This is a genomic window from Micromonospora sp. NPDC047187 (genome assembly GCF_040643355.1).
Lineage (GTDB): Bacteria > Actinomycetota > Actinomycetes > Mycobacteriales > Micromonosporaceae > Micromonospora > Micromonospora salmantinae.
This window is the reverse complement of the sequence record NZ_JBEYUF010000008.1, coordinates 181,947-207,803: the sequence shown is the minus strand read 5'-3', so window position 1 is coordinate 207,803 and position 25,857 is coordinate 181,947. Positions and strand designations below refer to the sequence as shown.

Below are 25,857 nucleotides of genomic sequence, written 5' to 3'. Positions count from 1 at the left end.
AGGCGGCACTTGCCCGGCCGTTCTCACGATGTGTGATCGTTCGGATTCAGGCAGCATGAACCCGACGTCACGGGCGGAGGTTCCTCGCATGTCGCCACGGATCCAGCTCCCGAGCGGTTGGGTGACCTTCGTATTCACCGATATTGAGGGCTCGACCCGGCTGGCTCAACTGCTCGGCCCCGACTACCGCCCGGTGCTCGCCGAGCATCGACGGCTGCTACGCCGCACGCTGGCCAGCACGGGTGGCGCGGAGCTGTTGACCGAGGGCGACTCGTTCTTCCTGGCCTTCGAGGAAGCGACAGCGGCGATGACCGCGTGCCTGACCGCCCAACGGGCACTGTCCAGCCACGACTGGCCCACCCAAGAAGCCGCGCCCCGGGTGCGGATGGGCCTGCACACCGGCTATGCCGAGCCACGCGACGGCGAGTACGCCAGCCCCGAGGTGCACCGGGCCGCCCGGGTGGCGGCCGCCGCCCACGGCGGGCAGGTGCTCTGCACGGCGTCCACCGCACGTCGGGCGGAGCCGATGCCGCCCGGTGCGACCCTGCTCGACCTGGGCCTGCACCGACTGCGCGGCTTCGACGACCGGGAACGACTGTTCCAACTGGTCGCCCCGGGTCTGGAGCGGCAGTTCCCCCGACCCCGCACCGCCGACGCGGTGGCGCACAACCTGCCCACCCAGGTGACCTCGTTCGTCGGCCGACAGGCCGAGCGCATCGAGCTGGGCCTGCTGGTGCGTCAGCACCGCCTGGTCACCGTGCTGGGCGCCGGCGGCGCGGGCAAGACCCGGCTCGCGGTGGAGTTGGCCAGCGGAGTTGTCGAGGCGTACCCGGACGGGGTCTGGTTCGTCGACATCGCCTCGGTGACCGACCCGGGGCTGGTGGCGTTCGCCATCGCCGCCGTGCTCGGCCTGCGTCCCGAGCCCGGTCGGCCGATGCTGGACACCCTCGTCGAGTACGCGGCCGGCCGCCGGATGTTTGTCGTCCTGGACACCTGCGACACCCAGCCGGCCGCCTGCGCCGAGGTGATCGCGCGTCTGCTGTCCGGCGGGAGCGGCGTGCGGGTGCTGGCCACCAGTCGCGAGTCGTTCAGCCTGCCCGGCGAGGTGGTGTGGCGGATTCCGCCGCTCTCGGTCGACCCGCGCGCGGACGGCGCGGAGAGCGACGCGGTGGCGCTGCTGCTGGACCGTACGGCGGCAGCGCGTGGTGGTCGGCAGCCGGACCCGGCCGAGTCCGCCGACCTGCGTCGGGTCGTGCAACGGTTGGACGGCCTGCCGCTCGCCATCGAGTTGGCCGCCGCCCGGCTGCGGGTGCTCTCCGTCGGTCAGCTCGCCGAGCGGCTCGACGACGTTCTCGGCACCCTGGACGCCGGCCGGGAGGACCCGGATCCGCCGCCGGTGGAGCGGGGCTGGTCCGGCAACCAGCAGGACACCGTGGACCTGGTCGCCGCGGCGGCCGGGGCTGCACCGCCCACCCCGGCGAGCCGGGCGGTGCAGCGCTCGGCCACCGAGCGGCATCTGACCATGCAGGCCACCGTCACCTGGTCCTACCGGACACTGGGGCCCCGGGCCGCCCGCCTGCTGCGGTGGCTGGCGGTCTTCGCCGGCCCGGTGGATCTGGCGACTGTGGAGTGGCTGCTGGGTGACGATCCGCTGGACCCGCTCTCGGTCCTGGTGGACAAGTCGATGGTGTTGGCCGAGCCGCGCGCCGCCGGCAGCACCTACCGGATGCTCGACCCCATCCGGGCGTACGCGGCGCGGCGGTTGGGCGAGGCGGGCGAGGAGCAGGCCGCTCGGGACCGGCACGTGGCCTGGTCGGCGCACGCGTTGGACCGGGCCCACCTGGGCCAGGACGGCCGGCCGGTGACGCTGTCGTTGTATGCCCTCGATCCACTGGCCGGGGAGCTGCGCGCCGCGCTGCGGTGGTGCGCCACCGGCGGCAGCGCCCGTGCCGGCCTCGGTCTGGCGGGTGGGCTGGACCAGTGGTGGCTGGAGCGGGGCCTGGCCCGCGAGGGGCGGCTGTGGCTGTTCCGGCTGTACGGGCGGATCGCGGAGACGGGGGAGCGGATTCCGGAGGCGGAGCTGGCGGCGGCGTACCACATGCATTCGCTGCATGCCAGCGCCGACGGCGAGTTCGCCGAGGAGCTGCGCTACTCCCAGCGGGCGGAGGCAGCGGCCCGGCAGGCCGGCGACGCCGGGTTGCTGGCCCGGGTGCTCGCCGGCAGGGCCGCGCCGCTTGTCGACATGGGGCAGTTCGTCGAGGCCGAGCGGGTATGCCGGGAGGTCATCGACTGGGCGCACGGGCAGGACGTGGTCGGCGAGGCGCTGTTCGCTGTCTTCAGCCTGGCCGAGCTGCTCTGGCGGCGGGGCGCCCTGGAGGAGGCTGCGGAGCTGTTGGGCGCGGTGCGTCCGGTGGAGGCGGCCCGGCCCGTGGAGCGGGGCCGGCGTTCGGTGGACATGCTGCTCGGCATGGTCGCGCTGGCCCGCGGCGACGTGATCGCCGCACACGAGCACCTGCTGGTGGCGCTGCGCTCCCGGATGGGCCACGGCTACCACGGGCGGGCGTGCGACACCTTGAACGCGGTCGCGGTGCGGTGCGCGATCGGCGGGGAGCGGTTGACCGCGGCCCGTCTGTTCGGGGCCGCGCAGGCCACCCGGGCGAGCATGCGTGCCACCCCCGGCATCTTCGGCGGTTACTGGGCCGAGCAGCAGGGGGAGTTGCGCGCGGTGCTTGGCGACGCGGCCTTCGACGACGCGTACGGCGAGGGTGCGGAGCTGGGGCTGGACGAGGCCGCAGCGCTGGCACTCGACGTGGAACACCCGGACCTGGCGGCGGACTCGACCCGCTTCAGCACCGGCCTGTCCCAACCGACCCCCCGCCGTCCCGCCGACCCCGACCGCCACCCAGCCACAAGAACCGAACGCGCCTAACCCACCCAGCCCTCCACCCCACCCCCCCACCCCCGCCCCGCCCCCCTCCCCCCACCCTTGTTGATCAAGAGATTTGCGTCAAGAAACGCGCTCCCGATGACCGAAACCTCTTGATCAACACGGGTGGGCGGGGGTGGGGGCGGGGTGGGGGTGGGGTGGGGTGGGGTTAGTGGGTTTTGGCGTTGGCTTCGGCTTGGGCCTTCATTCGGGCAGCGCGGTCGATGTCGGCCTGCTGGACGGCCGCTACCGAACCGAAGATGCTGACCGCCTGGTAGTAGGTCCAGGCCAGGCTGTAGCAGGCCGGCCGGACGACCGAGTTGTACGTGGTGCAGACGCGCTTCAGGTCCTCGTAGAAGGCGCTGTCGAGGCGGGACTTGTTGGCGGAGAACTGGCCGACCGCCTTGTAGTTGCGGTAGCCGAAGTCGTGTCGGTAGCAGCCCAGGTTGAAGGTGAAGCCGAGCGGGTTGTCCGGGCTGGACGAGCAGTAGTCGGTGGACCAGTTGAAGTTGTACTCGGCCCAGGGTGCCCGGTTGACCCGGGCGCTGTTCCACGAGTTGTAGCTGGACGCGCTGGTCTGGGTCCAGCTGGACAGCACGGAGAGCCGTTGGGCGGGGGTGACGGCGGCGGCGGGGGAGGCGATGGTGAGGGTGGCGAGCAGCGCTAACGCGCCCGAGGCGATCAGGGTGGCGAGACGTCGGGGCACGGGTTACCTCCGCGGGGGTGAGCGGGTGGGACGGAAGTTACCGGCGGGTTACCGGATGTCGATGAGTGTCGATCAGCTGATCAACTAGGCGGTATGCGTATCGCCAACTATTGGTGACATGCGTTGAAACAGACGAATGCCCCGGATGCGTGAGGCGTCCGGGGCATTCGGAAAAGCGGGTCAGCGCAGGACGAATGCCGGCGGGCTGGCGGGGCTCTCGTTCGCCGACCGGTCCAGTGCGGTCAGTCGGTAGGTGTAGCGCCGACCAGGCTCGGCCGAGGTGTCCACCCAGGACTGGTCGTTGCCGGGCGTGGCCCGGACGGTGCCGACCAGGTGCGCGGCGTCGGCAGTGGCGCACCGACCGGGCAGCGTGGTGCCGTCGAACCGATAGATCGCGTACGAGGTGGCGGTGCCGAGCGGACCGACGCCGTCGGCGGGCTGCCGCCAGGTGAGCCGGACCCCGTCGGCCTGCCGGATCGCCTTGCTGACCACCGGGAAGAGCAGCGGCCGGGCCGGCAGGTGGGGCATGGCCGGCACCAGGGCCGGGCGGGAGTAGTGCTCGCCCGCGTAGATGTCGGTGGCGCCGAGGCGGTTGGCGCGCACCTGCACCGCGGAGAAGTGCACGTTGCCCTGCACCTCCGGGTACGACCGGTTGAGCGTCAGGTGGTCGGACAGCTCACGCGGGTTCTGCCAGTACGGCCCGTACGCCGGGTCGCCGCTCTTGTAGTCGGCCTGGCCGATGTAGAGCTGCACGCGGGTGCCGCGCACCGTCTCGGCCCACCACGGCACCAGGCGCGCGTAGTCGGCGGCCGGGTACTGACCGATGTACCAGTAGAGCTGCGGCACCACGTAGTCGATCCACTCCTGCTTGATCCACTTGCGGGTGTCGGCGGAGATGATGTCGTACGACTGGCTGCCGGTGGTGTCCGAACCCAGCGGGTCGGCGGTCTTGTTGCGCCAGATGCCGAACGGGCTGACGCCGAACTTCACCCACGGCTTCGCCGCCTTGATCTTGCCGTTCATCTCCTGGATCAGCAGGTTGATGTTGTCCCGCCGCCAGTCGGCCCGGTCGGTGAAGCCCCGGTTGTGGGCGGCGAAGGTCGCGTCGTCCGGCACCTGGTAGGTGCCGCTGGGGTAGGGGTAGAAGTAGTCGTCGAAGTGGACGCCGTCGATGTCGTACCGCTTGACGGCGTCCATCATGGCGGTCTGGACGAACTCGCGGACCTCGGGAATTCCGGGGTTGTAGTAGAGCCGGCTGCCGGCCACGCCGGCCGGTGGGTAGGCGAAGGTCCAGTCGGGGTGCTGCTGGGCCGGGTGGCCGGGGGCGAGCTGGGTCAGGTCCGCACCGGCGCCGCCGGGGGCCGGCATGGAGACGCGGTACGGGTTGAACCAGGCGTGGAACTCCAGGCTCCGCTTGTGCGACTCGTCGACCAGGAACGCCAGTGGGTCCCAGCCCGGGTCCTGGCCGCGTACCCCGGTCAGGTATTCCGACCAGGGCTCGTACGGCGAGGGCCAGAGCGCGTCGGCGGTGGGCCGGACCTGCACCACGACGGCGTTGTGGTGCAGTCGCCCGGCCAGGTCGAGCAGTTCGCGGTATTCGGCCTGTTGGGCCGCGATCCGGTCCGGGTTGGTCTGGGACGCCTTGCTGGGCCAGTCGATGTTGACCACCGAGGAGATCCACATGGCCCGGAACTGCCGTTTCGGGGTGGCCGGGTCGGTGGCGCAGGTGGCGGTGGTGCTGTCGGCCGCGCTGGGTGCGGCGCTCGCGGGGGTGGCGGTGACGAACGTGCCGAGCAGGGCTGCGACCAGCCCGGCGACTCCGAGTCGGGTGGCTTTCATGCGGTCTGTCCCTTCGTTGGGGCTCCCGGATGTTTCGCGCGGTGCACGGCAAGATTCGCCGTCGATGTCCGCGTTGCTGGTAGGAAATTTTCACAGTCTGGCCATCGCCGCAAGAGTTCGCGGTTGACCAATCGCGCCGGTGGGTAGCAACGGCGGTCACCGGCCGCCACGGAGGTGGTCGCACGGTGGGAGGGGTGACCGGGTGTCCGTGCTGCGCACAAAACCAATCAAGGACGTGATAGCCCAAGGTGAGGCGGACGGCAGCGACGGCCAGCTGGGGCTGAAGCGACGGCTCGGCGCGATCGACCTCACCGGCTTCGGCATCGGCATCGTGATCGGCACCGGCATCTTCACGCTCACCGGGATCGAGGCCCGGGACAGCGCCGGGCCGGGCGTGGTGATCTCCTTCGCCATCGCCGGCGTGGTGGCCCTGCTCGCCGCCCTCTGCTACGCCGAGCTGGCCTCCAGCGTGCCGACCGCCGGCAGCGCCTACACCTACGCGTACGCCACGATGGGCGAGATCGTCGCCTGGATCATCGGCTGGGACCTGCTGCTGGAGTTCGCGCTCGGCGCCGCCGTGGTGGCCCGAGGCTGGTCCGGCTACCTCGCCGAACTGCTCGACCTGCCGACCCGATGGTTCGGCGAGGAGGGCAGCACCGTCAACGTGGGCGCCATCGCGATCGTGCTGGTCCTCGGCATCGTGGCGATCGTCGGCATCCGCGAATCCGCCCGGATCACCAACCTGCTGGTGCTGGTCAAGGTGGCCATCTGCGTCTTCGTGGTGGTAGCCGGGCTGTTCTTCGTCAGGGCCGCCAACCTCACCCCGTTCATCCCGTCGGCCGAGCCCGCCGGGAGCGGCGACGACGGCATCAAGCAGCCGGTCACGCAGGCGCTCTTCGGGCTGGAGCCGTCGGTCTTCGGCTTCGTCGGGGTGCTCAGCGCCGCCGCCGTCGTCTTCTTCGCGTACACCGGCTTCGAGGCCGTGGCCAACCTGGGCGAGGAGACGAGGAAGCCCAAGCGGGACCTCACCCTGGGTCTGCTCGGCACGCTGCTGATCTCCACGGTGCTCTACATCGGCGTCTCGCTGGTGGTGGTCGGGATGGTGCCGTACACCGAGATCGACCGGGGTGCCCCGATCGCGTCGGCCTTCGAGTCGGTCGGCGCGGGCTGGGCGGCAGTGTTGGTCTCCATCGCCGCGGTCGCGGGACTGACCAGCGTCATCCTGGTCGACCTGGTGGCGATGGGCCGGATCGGCTTCGCCATCGCCCGGGACGGGTTGATCCCGCCCTCGATCGCGAAGGTGCACCCGCGCTGGGGCACCCCGTACCGGATCTCGGCGATCATGACGGTGGCGGTCGCGCTGCTGGCCGGCTTCCTGCCACTGTCCGCGCTGGCCGACCTGGTCAGCATCGGCGCGCTCTGCGCGTTCGTCCTCGTGTCGGTGGCGGTGCCGATCCTGCGCCGCAAGCGGCCCGACCTGGAGCGGCCGTTCCGGGTGCCGTTCTCACCGGTGCTGCCGATCGTCTCGGCGTTGGCCTGCTTCTACCTGATGCTCAACCTGTCGGTGGAGACCTGGCTGCGGTTCCTGGCCTGGATGCTGCTGGGCGCGTTGATCTACTTCGGCTACGGCCGCCGCCGCAACCGGCTGGCCCAGCACGAGCCCGCCGTGCAGGAGGGTCGCTGACGGTATGGTGCGCCCGTCACCTCGGGGAGGTTGCGGCGTGCGACACAGACTCAAGGACGTGGCCGAACGGGCCGGCGTCTCCGTCAAGACCGTCTCCAACGTCGTGAACGGCCACGTGCACGTACGACCGGACACCCGTGCCCGGGTCGAGGAGGCGATCGTCGAACTCAACTACCGGCCCAACCTCTCCGCCCGTCACCTCCGCAAGGGACGCACCGGCGTGATCGCGCTGGCCGTTCCGGAACTGGACATCCCGTACTTCGCCGAGCTGGCCCGTCACGTGGTCAGCGCCGCCGCCGAGCACGCCTGGACGGTGCTCATCGACCAGACCGGCGGCCGGCGTGACCAGGAACGGGTGCTTGCCTCCGGTATCACCGACCACCTGATCGACGGGCTCATCCTCAGTCCGTTGGCGCTCACCGCCGCCGACCTGGCCGGTCTGGACGGCACTCCGATGGTGCTGCTCGGCGAGCGGATCGAACACTGCCCGGCGGATCGCGTGGTGATCGACAACGTGGCAGCGGCCCGGGAGATCACCAGCCACCTGATCCAGTTGGGTCACCGCCGGATCGCTGCCATCGGCGCGCAGCGCACCGACGAGGGTGCCAGCGCCCGGCTGCGCCTGGCCGGCTACCGCGACGCGCTGCGCGCCGCCGGCCTCGACCACGACCAGGACCTGGTGGCGTCCGCGCCGGCCTGGCACCGCGCCGACGGCGCGGCCGCGATGCGGGGCCTGCTCACCTGCGGGGTACGCCCCGACGCCGTCTTCTGCTTCAACGACACGCTGGCCCTCGGTGCCCTGCGGGCGCTGCACGAGGCCGGCCTGCGGGTGCCCGAGGACATGGCGGTGGCCGGCTTCGACGACATCGAGGACGGCAGGTTCGCCACCCCGACCCTGAGCACCGTCGCCCCGGACAAGGAGCAGGTCGCCCGCCTGGCCGTCGAACTCCTCGCCAACCGCCTGGAGGGTGATCCCACCGTCCCCGCCCGGGAACTCCGCGCCCCCTACCGCCTGGAACTCCGCGAGTCCACCCGGACCCGCTAGTCGAAGAAGCGGGCCAGGTGGGACTGCGGTGCCGCGTCGGCGTCCGGGGGAAGGGGCGTCAGGTCGGCGAAGATCGAGGCGCCGTCGCAGCCCGCGTGCAGTGGGTACCAGCGCGGCGTGCCCGGTGGCCGCAGTTGGCAGATCCCCTTGAACGTCTGCACGTCCATCAGCCGGACGTGGGTCGGGTCGGCCACCGCGTTCACATGCCCCCACCAGGGGCTCATCACGTGCAGCACCCCACCGGGGCGGAGCACCCGATGACACTCGTCGACCAGCGGCAGAAAGTCGATCAGGTGCTCCAGGATGTGCACCGCGAAGAGGACGTCCACCGAGTTGTCGGCGAGCGGCAGCGAGCCGGACAGGTCCGCCACGGCATTCACGCCGGGTGCCGGGTAGATGTCCAGCCCCAGGTTGCTCGACCACTGCTTGGTCGGCCCACAACCGAGGTCCACCACCACCGGCGCCCGCCCGCCGATGCCGACCCGGCACCAGACGCCGTAGACACCGGCCAGCCGCCCCACCAGGTCCCGCACCAGCCGTAGCTGGGTGGGATCGGCCACGTCGCCGCTCAGATGGGCCACCCCCCGGTCGAACCGCACCTCGACCGCCAGCTCCCGCAACCGATCATCGTGGCGGACCTGGTCCGCCCATGCCTGAGCGAGGAAATCGTCGATCGCCCGCAGCCGGTCGGCCGAGGGCGGAGTCTGTGCCAAAGCGACCATTCGGGCCACCTCCCGCCGCGCGATACCCGCAATCGCGCCCGGTATGCCCCGCTCGCCCGCCTCGTTGCCGACTTCCGGTGCGCGGCCTGGCGCGGTCGGGTCAGCCGGAGAGGGTGCGGCGGCCCCCGCGCATCCGCTGGCGAGGCGGCGGGTCGGCGGGCTTCGGCCGCTTGAGGTGGTAGCGGTGCAGTTCGTGGTTGCCGGGCAGGGACGGGTCCTCGCTCATCGCGACCAACTCCCAGCCCTGGTCGCCGGCCCGGTTCAGGTGGGCCAGCGAGGTGTCGCCGTACGGCGTCACGTCGACCATCGAGCCGTCCGGCCCGTACCAGACGAAGACGACCTCCCAGCCGAGGTCGTTTGTCGCAGCCTGGCGGCGGCGGACCAGCAGGGCGTACTCCCACTTGAGCATGGCGTCATTCTCACCCCGCGCCGGCCCGCGGGCACGGATCAATCTTCGGCGATCCGCCCGGCGTCGACCCGCAGTCGCCGGTTGGTCTCGATGGCGGCCAGCATCCGCCGGTCGTGGGTGACCAGCAGCAGCGTCCCGGGGTAGCTGGCCAGCGCCGATTCGAGCTGCTCGATGGCGGGCAGGTCCAGGTGGTTGGTGGGCTCGTCCAGCACCAGCAGGTTGACCCCACGGCCCTGGAGCAGGGCCAGCGCGGCCCGGGTCCGCTCACCGGGGGAGAGGGTCGCCGCCGGTCGGGGCACGTGCGCCGCCCGCAGGCCGAACTTGGCCAGCAGGGTCCGCGCGTCCGCCGGCGACAAATGGGGTACGGCCGCCTCGAACGCGTCGATCAGCGGCACGTCGCCGAGGAACAGCCCCCGGGCCTGGTCCACCTCGCCGACCACCACGCCGGGCCCGAGCGAGGCGGTGCCGGCGTCCAGCGGCAGCCGGCCCAGCAGCGCGGCCAACAGGGTGGACTTGCCCGAGCCGTTCGCCCCGGTCACCGCGACCCGGTCCGCCCAGTCGATCTGGAGGTCGACCGGGCCGAGGGTGAAGCCACCACGGCGTACCACTGCTCCGCGCAGCGTGGCCACGACGGCGCCGGCGCGGGGCGCGGCGGCGATCTCCATCCGCAGCTCCCACTCCTTGCGGGGCTCCTCGACCACGTCGAGCCGTTCGATCAGCCGTTCGGTCTGCTTGGCCTTGGCGGCCTGCTTCTCGCTCGACTCGCTGCGGAACTTGCGGCCGATCTTGTCGTTGTCGGTGGCCTTGCGGCGGGCGTTCCGCACGCCCTTCTCCATCCACCCACGCTGGGTACGGGCCCGAGCCTCCAGCCCGGCCTTCGTGTCGGCGTACTCCTCGAAGTCCGCGCGGGCGTGCCGGCGGGCCACCTCGCGCTCCTCCAGGTAGGCCGCGTAGCCGCCGCCGTAGTGGTTCACCTGCTGCTGCGCCAGGTCCAGCTCCACGACCCGGGTCACCGTGCGGGTGAGGAACTCCCGGTCGTGGCTGACCAGCACCGTGCCGGCCCGCAGACCGGTGACGAACTCCTCCAGCCGCTCCAACCCGGCCAGGTCCAGGTCGTTCGTCGGCTCGTCGAGCAGGAACACGTCGTACCGGCTGAGCAGCAGCGACGCGAGCCCGGCCCGGGCCGCCTGGCCCCCGGAGAGCCCTGTCATCGGGTGGTCAAGGTCGACAGCTAGCCCCAGGTCGGCGCTCACCTGCTCGGCGCGTTCGTCGAGGTCCGCGCCGCCGAGGGCGAGCCAGCGCTCCAGCGCGTCACCGTACGCGTCGTCGGCACCCGCCGCCCCGGCGGTCAGCGCCTCGGTCGCCGCGTCCAACGCCGCCTGCGCGGCGGTCACCCCGGTCCGGCGGGCCAGGAAGTCCCGTACCGTCTCGCCCGGCCGCCGTTCCGGCTCCTGCGGCAGGTGTCCGACGCTCGCGGTGGGCGGGCTGAGCCGCACGCTGCCGGCCTCGACCGGCAACAACCCGGCGAGGGTACGCAGCAGCGTCGACTTGCCGGCCCCGTTCGGCCCGACCAGCCCGACCACGTCGCCGGGGGCGACCACCAGGTCCAGTCCGGCGAAGAGCGGGCGGTCGCCGTGCCCGGCGGCCAGGTCCTTGACGATCATCGTGGCGCTCATCAGGACGGCAGCCTATCCGGCCGCCCGCATACGACCGGCCGGCAGCGGGCAGACTCAACGACGTGGTGACCACACTGGCGATCGACTGTGGCGGCGGGGGCATCAAGGCGTCCGTGCTCGACGAGGCGGGAACGATGCGGGCCCGGCCGTTGCGGGTGCCCACCCCGTACCCGTTGCCGCCCGCGCTGTTTGTCCGGACCCTGCGGGATCTCGGCGGGCGCCTGCCAACGGCGGACCGGATCACTGTCGGCGTACCCGGGATGATCCGGCACGGAGTGGTGGTGAGCACCCCGCACTACGTGACCCGCAACGGCCCCCGCACCCGGGTCGACCCGGACCTGCTCGCCGAGTGGTCCGGCTGGGACGCGCGCGGTGCACTGGCCGACGCGTTCGGGGTGCCGGCGCTGGTGCTCAACGACGCCGAGGTGCACGGCGCCGGAGTGGTCGCCGGCACCGGCTGCGAGCTGGTGCTGACCCTGGGGACGGGGCTGGGCAGCGCGCTTTTCGACGGCGGGGTGCTCGCGCCGCACCTGGAGTTGTCGCACGCGCCGGTGCGCTGGGGCACCACCTACGACACGTACGTCGGCGAGCCGGAACGGCGGCGGCTCGGCGACGCCTTCTGGTCCCGTCGGATCCGCCAGGTGGTGGACGGGCTGCGCCCGGTGTTCCGCTGGGACCGGCTCTACCTGGGCGGGGGTAACTCCCGACTGATCCGGCCCGAGCAACTGACCCGGATGGGCGACGACGTGGTGGTGGTGCCGAACACCGCCGGAATCGTCGGCGGTGTCCGCGCCTGGGAACTTTCCGCCGGACGCCGGGACGCCCGCACCTGACCCTTCGGCGGCCCGAACTGACCTGATCTCGACCCCGGGAACAGTCGCCAAACGTCCGGTGTTGTGCCAGCGTCGGAACAGGTGACGGTGCGACCCGAGGAGGTGGCAGATGGATCTTCTGGCGGACTACCGGCGGGCGACCATGTTCTTCGAAACCGGTGACCCCAGCGGAGCAGCCCGACTGCTGGAGCCGATCATCGACGCCGAACCCGGCAACGCGGCGGTCCGGCAACTGCTGGCTCGGGCGTACTTCCAGTCGGCCCAGCTCAACCGGGCCGAGGAGCATCTGCGCGAGCTGGTCGAGCGGGACCCGAGCGACCACTACGCGCACCACGTGCTCGGTCGGACGCTGGAGCGACTGAACCGACACACCGACGCGCTGCGGCACCTACGGATCGCCGCCGCGATGTACGCGGCCAACGACGACTACCGGACCGCGCTTGAGCGGGTGGAGACCCGCCTCGGCGGCCGGCGCTGACGGTGCGCAGTTCCATCACAGGGGCGGTCCTTCGGGGCCGCCCCTTCCGTCGCCCGATTGGCGGGCCGGCGGCCGCGCCTAGGATGGCGGACATGGGACCTGACCGGCCGGGGGCTGCGGCATGAAGCTCAAGCTGGACCTGCACGAGATCTTCAACAAGGGCCAGGACATCGACAGGGCGTTGCGCGGGATCATGGACGAGGCGGTGGCGAAGAAGGCCACCCTCGTCGAGATCATCCCCGGCAAGGGGTCCGGCCAGCTCAAGAAGCGGGTGCTGCGGTTCCTCGACCAGAAGGACGTCAAGCAGCTCTACCACCGCGTGGAGAAGGACTCGAAGAACTTCGGCCGCCTCTTCGTCCACTTCCGCTGGAAGTAGGCCGCGCGCATGTCGACGGTGAACCTGCGTCAAACCGCCCGGGCGATCATCGTCGATGACGACTACCGGGTTCTGTTGCTCCGACTCGCCATTCCGGACCCGGCGGGCACGATCGTCGTGTGGATCACCCCCGGGGGTGGCGTCGAAGACGGCGAGACGCCGCTGGTCGCCCTGCGGCGAGAGCTGCACGAAGAGGTCGGTCTTGCGATCGATGCCGACCCGCCGCAGGTCTGGCGTCAGGAGGTGGTCGCCTCCGGGCACGCTTCCGGCCACGATGGCGTCGCGAACGACTACTTCCTCGTGCGGACCGCGTCGTTCACGCCACGCGGCGCGATGAGCGATGAGGAACTCGCCGCCGAGCACGTCACCGGGTGGCGTTGGTGGTCGCTGTCGGAGATCAGGGAACACCACGGTCCGGAACTGTTCTCGCCACGGGACCTCGCCACGCCGTTGGCCGCATTGATCGCTGACGGAGCACCAACCCAACCCGTCCCGCTTGGCCTCTAGGCAGAGCCGCACCGCCTCGTCGATCATGGAGTTGTGGTGGCCGACAAAACCCCCATATAACGCCGAACCTGGCACCACAACCCAATGATCGACGGGGACAGACTGCCCCTCCTCCGCGATCTTGCGTTTCCTGTCGCGACATAAGCAGGAATTCCGTGCAATTCGGCGACCGAAACTCCAAGATCGGCGCCGGTGGGGCGTCGGTCAGAGGCTGGTGACGAGGAGGCTGCAGGCGAGCAGCGGGAGCAGCGCGGCGAGGGTGCCCACCAGGGTCGACGAGCGGATCCGGGTGCGGGAGATGAGTGCCGCGAGCGTCGCCAGGCTGACCAGCGCTGCGAGGAACAGCGCCGGCAGGGCCACGTAGAGCCCGAAGAGCAACGTCCTCGATCGTTCGGAGTCGCACACCTCGCCGCAGTCCGTCGGGACCGACCCGGAGAGCGTGCCGAGGAAGAGGCCGAACGCCACGACGACGGCCACGTACCAGCCGGCGAGCACCAGGAACGAGGAGCGTGACGGTGACAGGGTCATCGCCGGAGTATCCGCTGTTGCGAGAGGAAGCGTCAGCCCGCGAGAGCTTCGGCGCGGGCGCCGTGGCCGGTGGGGCGTCGGGACCAGCACTGTGGGCGCTGCCGGACGGCGAGCTCCAGGGCCTGATGGTCGGACTCGATCATTTCTCGGGCTATTCGACGCGCCATTTCCAGGCGGTCGACGTGCATGTCAAGATCCGTCGGGCCGGCGCCTGCCATCTCGAACTCCTTGTCAGCGTTCGAACTAGTCGCATCATGCGTCACGCCGAGAATCGTCACCATTCCCCGATCGGTGGAAAGCTTCCGCCGTACGGCTCGGTGTCGCGTACCCCGGTTGCGCCGATGGTAGCGGTGGCCGCGCCATGCCGCCCGGAACTGTGGTTATCTCGTCTTGCCTACGGTTTGTACATTGCATTGTGCGCGGGTCGGGGGGCGCGACAAGTCCGGTGAGGGATCTTCGTTACGGGAGGACCGCCGTGCAGCATTCGAGCACTACCGATCCCTTGTTCGTCGCCGTCGAATCAGAGTCGATCACCCGAGCGGATGTCGCCGGGCTCATCGCGGGGCGGCTGGCCGCCGTTCGGGTGCCGGGGTTGCTCTCCGCGGCCCGCTGCCAGGCGATCACCGCCGCCCTCGCCAACGCGCCGATGGACCGCTACGACGAGAGCCGGGTCTTTCCCGTCGTCGCCAAGTTCGGTCCGGCCATCAACGACCACCGGTCCGCCGGGGCACTCCGCGAGGACTACTGGGACGCGGCCGGCGCAGCCGAGAAGAGCTGGTCGACGCTGGGCCTGTCGGACTCGCCCCGGGACCTGTGCCTGGCCGCGTTCCGCGATGCCTGGCCGGACGTGGCACCCGGGCGGCGGCAGGGTCGGGAGATGCACGTCGGCATCGTCCGCGAGATCAACGCAGGGCTCCAGGTGCACTTCGACGACGCGGTACGGGAGTACGCGGGTCGGCTGCTCGACGGCGAGGTGGTGGCCCAGCTGGCGTTCAACATCTACATCCGGGTGCCACCGGTCGGTGGTGAGACAGTGTTGTGGCGGCGGCGCTGGCAGCCGAAAGACGAGCCGTTGCGGATCCCCGGCGGGTACGGCTTCCAGGAGGCGGTGGTCGCCGAAGCGCAGTCGTTGACGTTGCGCCCCACGCTCGGGGAGGGCTTTCTGTTTGATCCGCGGCACTATCACACGGTGCGTCCCGCGTCGGATGGCCGACGGATCTCCATAGGATGTTTCGTCGGGCTCACCGACGATGGTCGACTGGCCCTCTGGTCGTAGTGAAGGGCGTTTCCCCATGGTGGACAGAAGCGACGTCGAGGCGGCCGCGGCCCTTGTCGAGGGGCGGGTCCGGGAAACCCCGGTCATCGCCATCGACGGCGCCGATCTGGGTGTGCCCGGGCAACTCAGCCTCAAGTTGGAGCTGCACCAGCACACCGGCTCGTTCAAGCCGCGTGGCGCGTTCAACCGGATGCTCCAGGGGTCGTTGCCCTCGGCCGGGGTGATCGCCGCGTCTGGTGGCAACCATGGCCTCGCCGTCGCGTACGCGGCCCGGTCGTTGGGCGTGCCGGCGGAGGTCTTCGTGCCGGTCACCGCCTCGCCGGTGAAGGTGCAGCGGTTGGCCGGGTTGGGCGCACAGGTGCGCCAGGTGGGCCAGCACTACGCCGAGGCGTTGGCGGCGAGCACCCAGCGGGCCGGGGAGACCGGCGCGCTGGTAGTGCACGCGTACGACCAGCCGGAGGTGGTGGCCGGTCAGGGCACCGTCGGCCGGGAGCTGGAGCGGCAGGTGGACGGGATCGACACAGTGCTGGTGGCGGTCGGTGGTGGCGGGTTGGTGTCCGGAATCGCCAGTTGGTTCGGTGGTTCGGTACGGGTCGTGGCGGTCGAGCCGGAGCAGATTCCCACCCTGCACTCGGCCCTCAAGGCGGGTCGGCCGGTCGACATCGAGGTGGGTGGTATCGCCACCGACTCGCTGGGTGCCCGGCGGATCGGCGAGATCGCCTTCGACACCGCCCGCCGGACCGAGGTGGTGTCAGTGCTGGTCCGCGACGAGGACCTGGTGCGGGCGCGTCGGTTGCTCTGGTCGGAGTTGCGGGTCGCGGCCGAGTTGGGTGGTGCCGCCGCGCTGGCCGCGCTGGTCGGCGGCGCGTACGTGCCGCAGCCGGGGGAGCGGGTGGCAGTGATCATCTGTGGTGGCAACACCGACCCGAGTGACCTGGGCCCGGCCGCGCCGCACTGACCGGTCAGTCGCCGTCGCGCAGCCGGCGCAGCGCGTGTTCCACCTGAAGGGTGTCCAGGTGGGTGTCGCCGAGGAGCCGCCGGCGGTCGGCCAGCAGCTGCTCGTACACCTCGATCGCCGCGTCGACCTGCTCCTCGAGCAGTAGCACCAGGGCCAGGGTGGATCGGATGGCGAGCACCTCGCTGCGGTCGGCGTGCCGGGGTTCGACGGTGGCCAGGGTGGCCCGCAGTTCGGCCTCCGCCTCGGCGAGCCGGCCCTGCGCCTGCATGCAGCGGGCCAGCGTGTGCCGGGCCTGCCAGGTCTCCGGTTGGTTGAGCGGCCACAACCGGTAGCGGACCTCCAGGATGGCGTGCAGCATGTCCTCGGCCTCGGGCGCCCGTTGCTGGGCCAGCACCGCCAGCGCCAGGCTGTGCCGCACGATCATGGTGTCCCAGTGTTCCGGGCCGCGTACCTGGTCCTCGGCGGCGACGATCTGCCGCAGCTCCAGCTCGGCCTCCGGCCACTGGCGCTGCGCCATGATCGCCTTGGTGAGCTTGTGCCGGCTGGCGAGGGTGTCGGCGTCGTCGCTGCCCAGCACCCTGGTGCGGTCCGCGATGACCTCGCGGAGCACCCGGTCGGCCATCTCCGGCTGGTTGCGCTCCAGCCAGGTGCGGCCCAGTTCGTGGCGCAGCGCCAGCACCTGCGGTCGGTCCAGGTCGTGGTCGTACGCTGCGCAACCGCGCACGATCGGGTCGAGGATGTCGAAGGCCGAGCCGGGTAGGCCGACCGCGATGAGGTAGCGGGCGGTGAGCCGGGTCAGCTCCAGCGCGCGGCGTACCGTCTCGGGGTCGTGCTTGTGTTTCTGCGGCACGAGGTATTCCCGCACGGCCTCGACCAGGTGCGGCACCAGCACGTCCCAGTTGGTCCAGGCCGCCGAGTCGTCCGGGTTCTGCCCCTCGGTGGCGGCGAGCAGCAGCTTCATGACCAGCCCGTGGTACTCGGCGATCTGCTCACGCACCTCGTCGCGGTCGCGGAACATCGCGTGCACCAGTGGGTGCAGCGAGAGAACGTGCGCGAACGCCGGGTCGGTGACCTCCTCCTGCACGTCGAAGTCGACCAGGGCCAGGTTGCCGATGCCCTCCAGCACCTTCACCCGCTGCCGGCCGGTGAGCCCCTTGAAGAGCGGCGACTCGGCCAGGATGGCCGGCTTGAGCACCACCTCGTAGGGCACCGGGGAGATGCTCAGGCAGGCCAGCACGTTGAGCAGTGGCCGGCTCTGTTGGAGTTGGCGGCGGGCCAGCAGGTCCAGTGAGATGTCGTCGACCTCGCGGACGATCTCCAGGCCGAGGGACTCGTCGAGGTCGACGTCGGCGGCGTCGCGCGGTGAGCGGAACCGACGCTGCACTGCCGTCCGGTAGTCGGCGAAGGTGGTGATTGTGGATGAGCCGCGCCAGACCGGGCTGGCGTTGACCGACCGCAGGTAGTTGCCGGCGGCGCGTAGGGCGAGGGGCAACCCGCCCAGCTCCCGGGCGAGTTCCCGGGCGTCGACCAGGCCGCCGGCCTGGGCGCCGGCCCGGTCGATGAGCACCTTTGCGCCGGCGTCGGCGTCGAGCGGGCGCACCTGGTGCAGCACCGACCAGGTGCCCCAGGTGGCCCGGTTGCCGTCCCGGCTGGTCACGATGACCATGCCGTCGTCGGCCTCCGGGCTGCGCAGCCAGCCGGTGCCGTCGGCGAGCACTCCGTCGGTGGGGCCCAGGCTGGCGGGCTCGTCGGCACTGTCGAAGATCAACAACCAGGGCTGCGCGGCCTGGTTGAGGTAGCGCCACACCAGGTCGGTGGCGCTGATCATCCCGGCCCACGCCTGGTCGACCTGGGTCTCCGACGCGCCGAGTTGGCTGACCACCTCCCGCATCCCGGAGTTGAGCCGCCCCGCCTGTACCCACCAGACCGTCCGGCCTCCAGCGCGGGCCCGGCGGGCGATCTCCAGCGCGACGTGGCTCTTGCCGGAGCCGCCCATGCCGCACAGGATGTGCACACCGGGCCGGCCCTGGGCAATTTCCCCCGGTTGGACGATCTCGTCGATCAGGTCGTCGCGCCCGTGCAGTGGGCTGTCCAGTCGCCCGAGCGGTGGATCGACGGAGACCCGACTCGGCCGGTCGTACGCAGGCCGAGGCACGCCGGCATCCTCGGGTGGAACGTCCGCAGTCAATGCGGTCCCCCTTCGGTGGCGAATTCACAATGGGGCGGAGGCGTTTGATACCTGTCCATCTGGTGGACAGTCGGAGGGATTGCCGCCCGCACCATGTCGACCGCAAGCGTATCCACCCCCGTACTGGGTTGCACACTCTCCGTTTAGGCCGCCCGGCTGACCAAAACCAGTGTCGGAATTCCCAATTCGCTGCTGATTCCGGCCGATCCGCCGTGCGCGGCACTCGACACGGGCATCCACGATGGACCTATGAACTGGTCGCCAATCCAGGACGTCGTCGACTGGGGTTCCGTGCCGGACTGGTTCGGCGCGGTCGGCTCCATCGCCAGCGTGCTCTTCGTCTACCTCGGACTGCGGCGGGAAATCCGGGCCCGTCGTAACGACGATCTGCGAGTCCGGGCCACCCAGGCTCGGCTGGTCTCGGCGGTGGCCGAGATTCGCGGCACCTCGGTGCTGCGGGTCGCCGTGGCCAACGAGAGTGACGCCCCGGTGCTGGACGTGGTGGCGCTGGCTCGACTCGTTCCACCCGACGATCCGGACGCGCCGCCGGTCGGGCTGGCCGCAGCGAAACAGGTCCGTCGGATCCCCGGCCGCGACGTGCACGACCTCTTCGTCACCGTCGCGGCGGAGCACCGGCTCCGCACGGGCGACACCGTTCTGGTCGACCTCACCTTCACCGACCACGACGGTAATCGCTGGCACCGGGTCGGTGCCGGCCAACCCGAACCGGTGGGCTGACCGGAAGAGAGGGAACGGTGGTCCGGCGGAAAGACCACTCCGCCGGACCACCGTTTCACCTCAGATGGGATAGGTGCGGGCGACCGCCAACATCTCCGAACTGTGCGACCCGACGACGCCGACAGCCGGCGGCCGGGGGCGGAAGCCGGGCAGCGCGTCCAACCCGTCACTGGCGTCCATCACCCGCAGCGCGACCGGGCCGTCACCGAGGCTCGGGTACATGGTCAGTGCGATTTCGACCCCCTCCGCCGGAGGCGCGTGGAACACCACGCCGAAGCCCCAGGGCTTCTGAGTCGCCATCCGGGCAACGTCGAACTGTCGTCCGTTCACCGTCGCCGACGTCACCGCCGTCGGTCCGTTCACATGCAGCGTGAGCAGGCGGACCGGACGCTGCGGGAGGACACGCACCCGCACCAGCCGTTCGTCACCGGAGCGGGTGTCGGACAGCACCTCCACCTTCGGTGCCGGGAGGTCCGCCTTCGGGGCTGGACCGCCGCGCAGCTCCGCATCGCCCAGGCCGGGGAAGTCGTCGACCGTGGTCACCCCGTCCACGTAGCCGTCCGTCCACGGCTGCGGGTCGGTCTCATGGCTGAGCCAGCGGGCCTGGCCGGTGCCGGCGTCCATCGCGTACATCAGGTGGGTCGGGGCGGGATGGGCGGCGTCGAACCGGTCCACTGCCAACCCGACCCCGGCGAGCACCACGGCGGCCACCGCGGCGGCGCCGGCCGGCAGCACCGCGAGCCGCCGGGCCCGCAGCGCGAGCAGGCCGCGCTGACCACCGGCCTGCGGGTGCAGCAGGTCGACCACCGGCAGGGCGACCAGGCCGAGCAGCACCGCGACCAGCGCCGCCACCCCGCCCATGGCCATCCCCAGCGCGGGGAAGAGCAGCACCACTGTGGGCAGCAGGATGACCACACCCACGGCCGCGGCGGCCGTCACCGCCACCACCGGCCACGGTCCGTTCTGCCGGGTACGCAGCGCGACCAGCCCGCCGAGGGCGCCGGCCAGCGCCGGAAGGGTGGTGAGGTACGCCCCACCCGGCACCGCCACGGCGAGCAGCACCCCGAGCAGGGCTAGCCAGGCCAGCCCGGCGACGGCGAGTGCGGCCGGGCCGATCCGGCGGCGGGTCAGCGCGTACCAGGTGAACAGGATGGCGGTGGCGAGCGCCAGGACGGCCAGCCGGTACCAGATCGGCCGGTACGGGTCGAGCAGTTCCGCGTACCCCGGTCGGATCGTGGTGATCGCCAGCCAGAGCAGTTGGGCGGCGACCGGCGCGGCGACGATCGGCACCAGAGCCAGCGCGAAGCCGGCGGCCAGCCGGCCGGTGCTGGCCCGGCCGCTCCGGCGGGTCAGCCAACCCAGGGCGGCAACCAGGGCCACCGCGAGCAGGGCCAGCGGCAGTGTGAGCCAGCCCGGGTAGCGGACCAGCCCGCCGGGGACCGGGAAGTAGGTGGCGTCGTGCCCGGAGCGCAGGTCGGTCAGGTCGGTGTCACCGAACTCCCGGGCCAGGCCCAACGCGTTGTCCCCGTGCTGCTGGAGGCTGCCCCGGTCCATGGCGGCCGGGGTGTCCAACGGCGTGTGGTAGATCGCGCCCCCGTCGATGTACGCCGAGTTCAGCCCGACGAACTTCTGATCGAGGAAGGCGGTGAAGTCGGTGTCGTTGGGCAGCGCGCGGTAGATCTCCACAGCGAACGAGGTGCCGACCGGGTGCGGGGCGGCCCGGCCGAAGATGTCCACCAGCTTCGCGTTGTTCCGCGACGTCTCGAACATGATCACCGGCCCGGTGGAGCCCCGCGCCTCCAGGTTGAGCACCACACCGCCGTCGGCGGCCAGCGGGTGGCTGGCGGCGAACGCGGCCGCGCCGCAGAGGCACGCCTCCTCGGCGTCGGTCAGCACGAAGACGATGTCGTTGCGCGGCCGGGGGCCGGTGGTCAGCGCGCGGGCCACCTCCAGGATGGTCGACGTGCCGGCCGCGTCGTCGTTGCCGCCCGGCCCGGTCTGTACCGAGTCGTAGTGGGAGACCAGGAAGACCCGACCCGTCGAGTCGGTGCCGGGCAACCGGGCCACCACGTTGCGGACCCGGGCCAGTGTCGCCCCGCCCGCCGCCCCGCTGAGCTGACCGGCCTCCGGTGCCACAGTGTCCTGCACCTCGGTCTCCAGGCCCAGCCCCCGCAACTGCTGCTCCAGGTGCGCGCGGACCTGTTCGTTGGCCGGGCTGCCGGCGACGTGCGGTTCGGCGGCGATCACCTGGACGTCCTCGTACGCGCGGCCGGCGCTGAACGTGCCAGCGGGCGCGTCGGCCGACTTCGGGGCCGGGGTGCGCAGGTCGAGCAGACTGCCGGCGCCGACCGCGGCCAGCGCGACCAGCGCCGCCGCGGCGGCCACGAGCCGCCGACGCGGCCGGGTCAGCGCACGGCTGGCAGAGGGTACGCCCGGAATCGGACGGGGCGGCGTGCCCGTCGTGGCCGGGGTGGTGGGTGCGCCCACGGGAACTCCTCGGGGGGTGGTGGGGCCTGGGGTGGCATCATCCTGCCCGTCGGGTGCTGCGGATGGGATGGCCGGTACGTCCCGCGTCCATCAGCCGCCCGGTTTGTCCACGGCCGAGCAGTGATGCGCCCCATCCCCGCCCGCGCCGCAGGCATCGTGTTGTGTGCGACCGTTGTCTAATACAGGATCAGCAGGGCACTCGGAAGGAGCCCGACATCACCAGCGAACTCCCGCGTCTCGCGGCGGTGACCCGGCCGCACCGGGGGGCCGGCTTGGCCGGTTCCCCAGTTGTGCCGTACCCGCACGGTGGCCTGGCGCGGCACGCCAACCTGCCGCCGGGTGAGCGGTTACGGGTGCTGCTGGTGGAGGACGACGAGGGCGACGCCTTCCTGGTCGGTGAGCTGCTCGCCGAGACGAACTCGATGATCGACCTGCTGGTCGCCACCAGCCTCCGGGAGGCGCGGCAGCGGATCAACGACGTCGACTGCGTCCTTCTCGACCTGGGCCTGCCCGACGCGCAGGGGCTGGACGGGCTGCGCCAGGTGTTGGAGATGTCCAGTGGTGCCGCGGTGTGCGTGCTGACCGGCCGCACGGACGAGCACCTGGGCGTCGTGGCGGTCGCCGAGGGTGCCCAGGACTACCTGGTCAAGGGCCAGGTCGACGGGGTGCTGCTGACCCGGGCGCTGCGCTACGCAGTGGAGCGTAAGCGCGCCGACGAGAACGCCCGCCGGTTGCGCGAGGTCGAGCTGCGCCAGGCCGAGTCGGCCCGACTCGAACGCGGCCTGCTGCCCCAACCGCTGATGACGACCGACCAGGTCTCGGTGCACACCTTCTACCGGCCGGGCCGGCACGCCGCGTTGATCGGCGGAGACTTCTTCGACGTGGTGCAGACCCACCCGGACCGCCTCAACCTGATCGTCGGCGACGTCTGTGGGCACGGGGTGGACGAGGCCGCGCTGGGGGTCGAGCTGCGGGTGGCCTGGCGCGCACTGGTGCTCGCCGGAGTGCCGGACGACGAGGTGCTGCCCGCGCTGGAGCAGGTGCTGATGAGTGAGCGCCGCCTACAGGAGATCTTCGCGACGGTGGCCACCGTCCGACTTGACCTGGACGCCAACCGGGCCACCGTCCGGCTGGCCGGGCATCCACCGCCGTTGCTGCTCTCCGGCGGCCGGGTCGCCCCGGTGCCCGCGCCCGGCGGCCGGCTGCTGGGCGTACGACCTCGCCGGCCGATCGCCTACGACCTGGAGTTCGACACCGATGACTGGTCCCTGCTGATGTACACCGACGGCCTGATCGAGGGGCGGGTGGGTGCCGGCGACGAACGGCTCGACGTGCCGGGCCTCAGTGGCTTGCTGGACGAGCCGGCCAACCGTTCGGTGTCGCTGCCGGAGCTGCCGGCCTGGCTGGTCGGGCGGGCCGAGCGGCTCAACGGTGGCCCGCTCTCCGACGACGTGGCCATGCTGCTGGTCAGCCGGGGTGGTGGCCGGTGAAGCCGGTGGTCGGCGGCTGGAGTCTGCGCCGCCGGGTGATCACCCTGCTCACCGTCGTGGGCTTCCTGTTGATCGGGCTGGCCAGCGCGGAGGCGGCGATGGCCGCCCGCAACCGCACCCAGATCGACGCGGTGCTGAACGAGACCGGCCCGTTGCGGGTGCAGTCCCAGGAACTGCTCAACGCCCTGCTCGACCAGGAGACGGCGATCCGCGGGTACGCGGTCAGCGGCGACCCGGACGACCTGAACCCCTACCGGGAAGGGCTCGCCCAGGAGCAGAGCGTCACCGCCTCGATGCGGACGCTGCTCGACGACTATCCAGGGATCAGCCAGGAGCTGCGGACCGTCGAGGAGCGTGTCGCGCAGTGGCGACAGTCGGTTGCGGAGCCGGTGATCACCACCACCGAGCAGAGCGGCACCACCGCCGGCCAGGCGTTGGTCACCGAAGCGGCCCGGCAACAGTTCGACGAGGTGCGGTTGGCGGTGAACGACCTCCAGGAGGAGGTCCTGGCCGCCCGGGAGCAGACCGCCACCAACGTGCGTACCAGCAGCAACGTGCTGGTCGTCCTGCTGATCGTGGCCGCCCTGGTGGTGGTCGTGGCCGGTGCGGTGCTGCTGCTCTCGCTGGACCGGATGGTGGTCCGGCCGCTGACCGGCCTCGCCACCCAGGTCCGTGAGGTCGCCGAGGGCGACTACCAGCACCGCATCGCCACCGTCGGCCCGCCGGAGTTCATCCAACTCGGCGAGGACGTGGACGCGATGCGGCAGAAGATCGCCGCCGACCTGGCCGAGGTCCGGGCCGCCCGCGAGCGCATCGAGTGGGTGAACAGTCAGCTCCAGAAGCAGGCCGAGGAGCTGACCCGGTCCAACCGTGACCTGGAGCAGTTCGCGTACGTGGCCTCGCACGACCTGCAGGAGCCGCTGCGTAAGGTCGCCAGCTTCTGCCAGCTGCTCCAGCGCCGCTACGCGGGGCAGCTCGACGAGCGGGCCGACCAGTACATCGCGTTCGCTGTGGACGGCGCGCAACGGATGCAGCGCCTGATCAACGACCTGCTCGCGTTCTCCCGGATCGGGCGGCTCACCACCGGCTTCGTCGAGGTCGACCTCAACAAGGTGATGGGCGACGTGGCCGGCCAGACCGAGGCCGCCAGGCAGTACGCGGACGCCGAGTTGACCTGGACCGAGCTGCCGGTGATCTCGGGTGAGGAACCGCTGCTGACCAATCTGCTCGCCAACCTGGTCAGCAACTCGATCAAGTTCCGCCGCCCGGACGTGCCGTCGAAGGTGCACGTCTCGGCCCGGTTGGTGGGCGCCGAGTGGGAGATCACCTGCCAGGACAACGGCATCGGGATCGAGCCGGAGTTCGCCGACAAGATCTTCGTGATCTTCCAGCGGCTGCACTCGAAGGACGCGTACCCGGGCACCGGCATCGGGTTGGCGATCGTCAAGAAGATCGTCGAGTACCACGGCGGCCGCGTCTGGGTGGACACCGACGTGCCGGAGGGCACCGCGATCCGGTTCACCCTGCCGGCACTTCCCGAGGACGTCGCGGCGGCTGCCGCCGCCGATTCCGCTGAGGAGCCGAACGCCTCGACCGTGGGCGACGCGACGCCCTCGCCCGAGGCCCCGGCAGAGCCGACGGAGCAGGCCGACGGGCCGGACCAGCCGGACCGGGCCGACGAGACGCTGGAAAGCGGTAGAACGGGTGACATGAGGGAGACGGTGGGATGACCGCGCCGGCGGATGGCAAGAGCCCGATCGAGGTCCTGCTCGTCGAGGACGACCCGGGTGACGTGCTGATGACCCAGGAGGCGTTCGAGGAACACAAGCTGCGTAACCGGCTGACCGTCGTCTCCGACGGGGCCGAGGCGCTCGCCTACCTGCGCCAGGAGGGTCAGTACGCCGACGCGGTGGCGCCCGACCTGATCCTGCTCGACCTCAACCTGCCCCGGCGCGACGGCCGGGAGGTGCTGGAAGAGATCAAGAAAGACGAGAACCTGCGCCGGATCCCGGTGGTGGTGCTCACCACCTCGCAGGCCGACGAGGACATTCTGCGCAGCTACCAGCTGCACGCCAACGCCTACGTGACCAAGCCGGTGGACTTCGAGCGCTTCATCTCGGTGGTCCGTCAGATCGACGAGTTCTTCGTCAGCGTGGTCAAGCTGCCGCCGCGTGGCTGACACCCTGCTGGACGACGTCGGCAGCCTGCTCTGGGAGGCCGCCGACCAGGTCGTGCTGCCACTGTTCCGCAAGCTCGACGACGCTGACGTGTCGGAGAAGGCGCCCGGCGAGGTGGTCACCGTCGCCGACCGCCGGGCCGAGGAGTTGCTCTCGGCGGGGCTGCGCCGGCTGCGGCCGGGCTCGACGGTGGTCGGCGAGGAGGGTGTCGCCGACGATCCGGGGTTGCTGCGGCACCTCCGCGACAGCGGGGACGTCTGGCTGGTCGACCCGGTCGACGGGACCGCCAACTTCGCCGCCGGTCGCCGGCCGTTCGCCCTGATGGTGTCGCTGCTGACCGACGGGCGGCCGACGGCCGGCTGGATCCTGGACCCGCTCGCCGGCACTCTCGCCGCCGGCTCGGCGGACGAGGGCACACTGCTCAACGGTCGACCGGTGGACGGCGCCGGCCCGGTGCCGCCGCTCGGCGAGCTGCGCGGCGCGGCGATGACCCGGTTCCTGCCGCCGGAGACCCGCGACCGGGTGCGCGCCGGGGGCCGGCGGCTCGGTGAGCTGCTGCCCGGCCTGCACTGCGCCGGTCGGGAGTACCTGGACATCCTCACCGGCGAGCAACAGTTCGCCCTCTTCTGGCGCACCCTGCCCTGGGACCACGCCCCGGGCGCCGTGCTGGTCCGTGCCGCCGGGGGTGTCGCCCGCCGGTTCGACGGCGTCGACTACCACCCCGCCGACGACGGCCGCGGTCTGCTCGTCGCGGCCAACGAGCAGGTCTGGGCCGAGGTGCGCGACGCGCTCCTCAGCACCTGATCCGCGCGCT

The 25,857-nt window shown here is 71.4% G+C and carries 23 protein-coding genes; 15 read left to right on the top strand and 8 right to left on the bottom strand.

Annotation, left to right across the window (positions count from 1 at the left end):
- The first annotated feature begins 88 nt into the window (after window positions 1-88).
- Window positions 89-2,929 carry an adenylate/guanylate cyclase domain-containing protein gene (locus tag ABZ794_RS16500; protein WP_357516116.1) on the top strand — a complete coding sequence of 947 codons (2,841 nt, stop codon included), beginning with the start codon at window positions 89-91 and terminating at the stop codon, window positions 2,927-2,929.
- A 166-nt stretch (window positions 2,930-3,095) separates the two neighbouring features.
- Here the strand turns inward: ABZ794_RS16500 and ABZ794_RS16495 are convergent, their stop codons facing one another.
- On the bottom strand, window positions 3,096-3,632 hold the full coding sequence (locus ABZ794_RS16495; protein ID WP_238689078.1) for a phospholipase: 537 nt from the start codon (window positions 3,630-3,632) through the stop codon (window positions 3,096-3,098).
- Window positions 3,633-3,812: 180 nt separating this feature from the next.
- Window positions 3,813-5,471, bottom strand: a complete 1,659-nt coding sequence (locus ABZ794_RS16490; protein ID WP_357516114.1) for a family 10 glycosylhydrolase — start codon at window positions 5,469-5,471, stop codon at window positions 3,813-3,815.
- A 202-nt stretch (window positions 5,472-5,673) separates the two neighbouring features.
- Here ABZ794_RS16490 and ABZ794_RS16485 point away from each other — a divergent pair, with 202 nt between their 5' ends.
- Together ABZ794_RS16485 and ABZ794_RS16480 are read left to right on the top strand one after the other, a co-directional pair.
- A complete protein-coding gene (locus ABZ794_RS16485) occupies window positions 5,674-7,155 on the top strand; it encodes an amino acid permease (RefSeq protein WP_357516112.1) in 1,482 nt (493 codons plus the stop codon).
- Between the two features lie 37 nt (window positions 7,156-7,192).
- Window positions 7,193-8,200: a LacI family DNA-binding transcriptional regulator gene (locus ABZ794_RS16480; protein WP_238689081.1), complete on the top strand. Its 1,008-nt coding sequence runs from the start codon at window positions 7,193-7,195 to the stop codon at window positions 8,198-8,200.
- On the opposite strand, the gene ABZ794_RS16475 is transcribed toward ABZ794_RS16480, so the two are convergent.
- The 3 genes from ABZ794_RS16475 to ABZ794_RS16465 form a co-directional block, all read right to left on the bottom strand.
- Complete coding sequence (locus ABZ794_RS16475; RefSeq protein WP_238689082.1) at window positions 8,197-8,922, bottom strand: methyltransferase domain-containing protein; 726 nt, start codon at window positions 8,920-8,922, stop codon at window positions 8,197-8,199. The two genes, ABZ794_RS16480 and ABZ794_RS16475, sit on opposite strands and share 4 nt — an antisense overlap.
- A gap of 100 nt (window positions 8,923-9,022) precedes the next feature.
- Window positions 9,023-9,331: a hypothetical protein gene (locus tag ABZ794_RS16470; protein ID WP_124822832.1), complete on the bottom strand. Its 309-nt coding sequence runs from the start codon at window positions 9,329-9,331 to the stop codon at window positions 9,023-9,025.
- 38 nt (window positions 9,332-9,369) lie between these two features.
- Window positions 9,370-11,007 carry an ABC-F family ATP-binding cassette domain-containing protein gene (locus tag ABZ794_RS16465; protein WP_357516111.1) on the bottom strand — a complete coding sequence of 546 codons (1,638 nt, stop codon included), beginning with the start codon at window positions 11,005-11,007 and terminating at the stop codon, window positions 9,370-9,372.
- A gap of 62 nt (window positions 11,008-11,069) precedes the next feature.
- Between ABZ794_RS16465 and ABZ794_RS16460 the strand changes: the two genes are divergently transcribed.
- The 4 genes from ABZ794_RS16460 (at window position 11,070) to ABZ794_RS16445 (ending at window position 13,201) form a co-directional block, all read left to right on the top strand.
- Window positions 11,070-11,840: an ROK family protein gene (locus tag ABZ794_RS16460; RefSeq protein ID WP_238689084.1), complete on the top strand. Its 771-nt coding sequence runs from the start codon at window positions 11,070-11,072 to the stop codon at window positions 11,838-11,840.
- 109 nt (window positions 11,841-11,949) lie between these two features.
- Entirely contained in the window at window positions 11,950-12,318 is a 369-nt protein-coding gene (locus tag ABZ794_RS16455; protein ID WP_112584722.1) for a tetratricopeptide repeat protein, read from the top strand.
- Between the two features lie 121 nt (window positions 12,319-12,439).
- The gene (locus ABZ794_RS16450) at window positions 12,440-12,694 is read left to right on the top strand and encodes a Smr/MutS family protein (protein WP_007465523.1); all 255 of its coding nucleotides are present in this window, start codon (window positions 12,440-12,442) and stop codon (window positions 12,692-12,694) included.
- A gap of 9 nt (window positions 12,695-12,703) precedes the next feature.
- Window positions 12,704-13,201, top strand: coding sequence for an NUDIX domain-containing protein (locus ABZ794_RS16445; RefSeq protein ID WP_210785524.1), 498 nt, complete (start codon window positions 12,704-12,706; stop codon window positions 13,199-13,201).
- Between the two features lie 204 nt (window positions 13,202-13,405).
- Here ABZ794_RS16445 and ABZ794_RS16440 read toward each other — a convergent pair whose 3' ends face one another.
- Window positions 13,406-13,729 carry a hypothetical protein gene (locus ABZ794_RS16440; RefSeq protein WP_210785523.1) on the bottom strand — a complete coding sequence of 108 codons (324 nt, stop codon included), beginning with the start codon at window positions 13,727-13,729 and terminating at the stop codon, window positions 13,406-13,408.
- Between ABZ794_RS16440 and ABZ794_RS16435 the strand changes: the two genes are divergently transcribed.
- From ABZ794_RS16435 to ABZ794_RS16425, 3 genes are read left to right on the top strand one after another with little or no spacing between them, the layout of a single operon-like run.
- Window positions 13,717-14,178 (top strand): hypothetical protein, encoded by a 462-nt coding sequence (locus ABZ794_RS16435; protein ID WP_357516108.1) that lies wholly within the window; start codon window positions 13,717-13,719, stop codon window positions 14,176-14,178. The genes ABZ794_RS16440 and ABZ794_RS16435 overlap by 13 nt on opposite strands.
- Window positions 14,179-14,204: 26 nt before the next feature.
- Window positions 14,205-15,005 (top strand): proline hydroxylase, encoded by an 801-nt coding sequence (locus ABZ794_RS16430; RefSeq protein WP_357516106.1) that lies wholly within the window; start codon window positions 14,205-14,207, stop codon window positions 15,003-15,005.
- Between the two features lie 16 nt (window positions 15,006-15,021).
- Window positions 15,022-15,963, top strand: a complete 942-nt coding sequence (locus ABZ794_RS16425) for a threonine/serine dehydratase (protein ID WP_357516105.1) — start codon at window positions 15,022-15,024, stop codon at window positions 15,961-15,963.
- A gap of 4 nt (window positions 15,964-15,967) precedes the next feature.
- On the opposite strand, the gene ABZ794_RS16420 is transcribed toward ABZ794_RS16425, so the two are convergent.
- A complete protein-coding gene (locus ABZ794_RS16420) occupies window positions 15,968-18,118 on the bottom strand; it encodes a tetratricopeptide repeat protein (protein WP_357516103.1) in 2,151 nt (716 codons plus the stop codon).
- Between the two features lie 282 nt (window positions 18,119-18,400).
- Between ABZ794_RS16420 and ABZ794_RS16415 the strand changes: the two genes are divergently transcribed.
- Entirely contained in the window at window positions 18,401-18,889 is a 489-nt protein-coding gene (locus tag ABZ794_RS16415; RefSeq protein ID WP_210785518.1) for a hypothetical protein, read from the top strand.
- A 60-nt stretch (window positions 18,890-18,949) separates the two neighbouring features.
- Here ABZ794_RS16415 and ABZ794_RS16410 read toward each other — a convergent pair whose 3' ends face one another.
- Window positions 18,950-21,328 carry a M28 family peptidase gene (locus ABZ794_RS16410; RefSeq protein WP_238689175.1) on the bottom strand — a complete coding sequence of 793 codons (2,379 nt, stop codon included), beginning with the start codon at window positions 21,326-21,328 and terminating at the stop codon, window positions 18,950-18,952.
- A gap of 338 nt (window positions 21,329-21,666) precedes the next feature.
- Here ABZ794_RS16410 and ABZ794_RS16405 point away from each other — a divergent pair, with 338 nt between their 5' ends.
- The 4 genes from ABZ794_RS16405 to ABZ794_RS16390 are packed head-to-tail and all read left to right on the top strand — an operon-like array spanning window position 21,667 to window position 25,847.
- Window positions 21,667-22,866 (top strand): SpoIIE family protein phosphatase, encoded by a 1,200-nt coding sequence (locus tag ABZ794_RS16405; RefSeq protein WP_357516139.1) that lies wholly within the window; start codon window positions 21,667-21,669, stop codon window positions 22,864-22,866.
- Window positions 22,863-24,596: an ATP-binding protein gene (locus tag ABZ794_RS16400; protein WP_357516101.1), complete on the top strand. Its 1,734-nt coding sequence runs from the start codon at window positions 22,863-22,865 to the stop codon at window positions 24,594-24,596. Before ABZ794_RS16405 ends, ABZ794_RS16400 begins: the two co-directional genes overlap by 4 nt.
- Window positions 24,593-25,045, top strand: coding sequence for a response regulator (locus ABZ794_RS16395; RefSeq protein WP_196929407.1), 453 nt, complete (start codon window positions 24,593-24,595; stop codon window positions 25,043-25,045). The genes ABZ794_RS16400 and ABZ794_RS16395 overlap by 4 nt, the downstream gene beginning before the upstream one ends.
- Window positions 25,038-25,847, top strand: coding sequence for an inositol monophosphatase (locus ABZ794_RS16390; protein WP_357516100.1), 810 nt, complete (start codon window positions 25,038-25,040; stop codon window positions 25,845-25,847). Before ABZ794_RS16395 ends, ABZ794_RS16390 begins: the two co-directional genes overlap by 8 nt.
- Window positions 25,848-25,857 lie beyond the last annotated feature (10 nt).

What these genes read in the sequence shown, in the direction of transcription:
- ABZ794_RS16500 (WP_357516116.1), top strand. Translation starts at nt 89, where the DNA reads ATGTCGCCACGGATCCAGCTCCCGAGCGGTTGGGTGACCTTCGTATTC.
- ABZ794_RS16490 (WP_357516114.1), bottom strand. Translation starts at nt 5,471, where the DNA reads ATGAAAGCCACCCGACTCGGAGTCGCCGGGCTGGTCGCAGCCCTGCTC.
- ABZ794_RS16475 (WP_238689082.1), bottom strand. Translation starts at nt 8,922, where the DNA reads ATGGTCGCTTTGGCACAGACTCCGCCCTCGGCCGACCGGCTGCGGGCG.
- ABZ794_RS16470 (WP_124822832.1), bottom strand. Translation starts at nt 9,331, where the DNA reads ATGCTCAAGTGGGAGTACGCCCTGCTGGTCCGCCGCCGCCAGGCTGCG.
- ABZ794_RS16465 (WP_357516111.1), bottom strand. Translation starts at nt 11,007, where the DNA reads ATGAGCGCCACGATGATCGTCAAGGACCTGGCCGCCGGGCACGGCGAC.
- ABZ794_RS16455 (WP_112584722.1), top strand. Translation starts at nt 11,950, where the DNA reads ATGGATCTTCTGGCGGACTACCGGCGGGCGACCATGTTCTTCGAAACC.
- ABZ794_RS16450 (WP_007465523.1), top strand. Translation starts at nt 12,440, where the DNA reads ATGAAGCTCAAGCTGGACCTGCACGAGATCTTCAACAAGGGCCAGGAC.
- ABZ794_RS16445 (WP_210785524.1), top strand. Translation starts at nt 12,704, where the DNA reads ATGTCGACGGTGAACCTGCGTCAAACCGCCCGGGCGATCATCGTCGAT.
- ABZ794_RS16440 (WP_210785523.1), bottom strand. Translation starts at nt 13,729, where the DNA reads ATGACCCTGTCACCGTCACGCTCCTCGTTCCTGGTGCTCGCCGGCTGG.
- ABZ794_RS16425 (WP_357516105.1), top strand. Translation starts at nt 15,022, where the DNA reads ATGGTGGACAGAAGCGACGTCGAGGCGGCCGCGGCCCTTGTCGAGGGG.
- ABZ794_RS16415 (WP_210785518.1), top strand. Translation starts at nt 18,401, where the DNA reads ATGAACTGGTCGCCAATCCAGGACGTCGTCGACTGGGGTTCCGTGCCG.
- ABZ794_RS16395 (WP_196929407.1), top strand. Translation starts at nt 24,593, where the DNA reads ATGACCGCGCCGGCGGATGGCAAGAGCCCGATCGAGGTCCTGCTCGTC.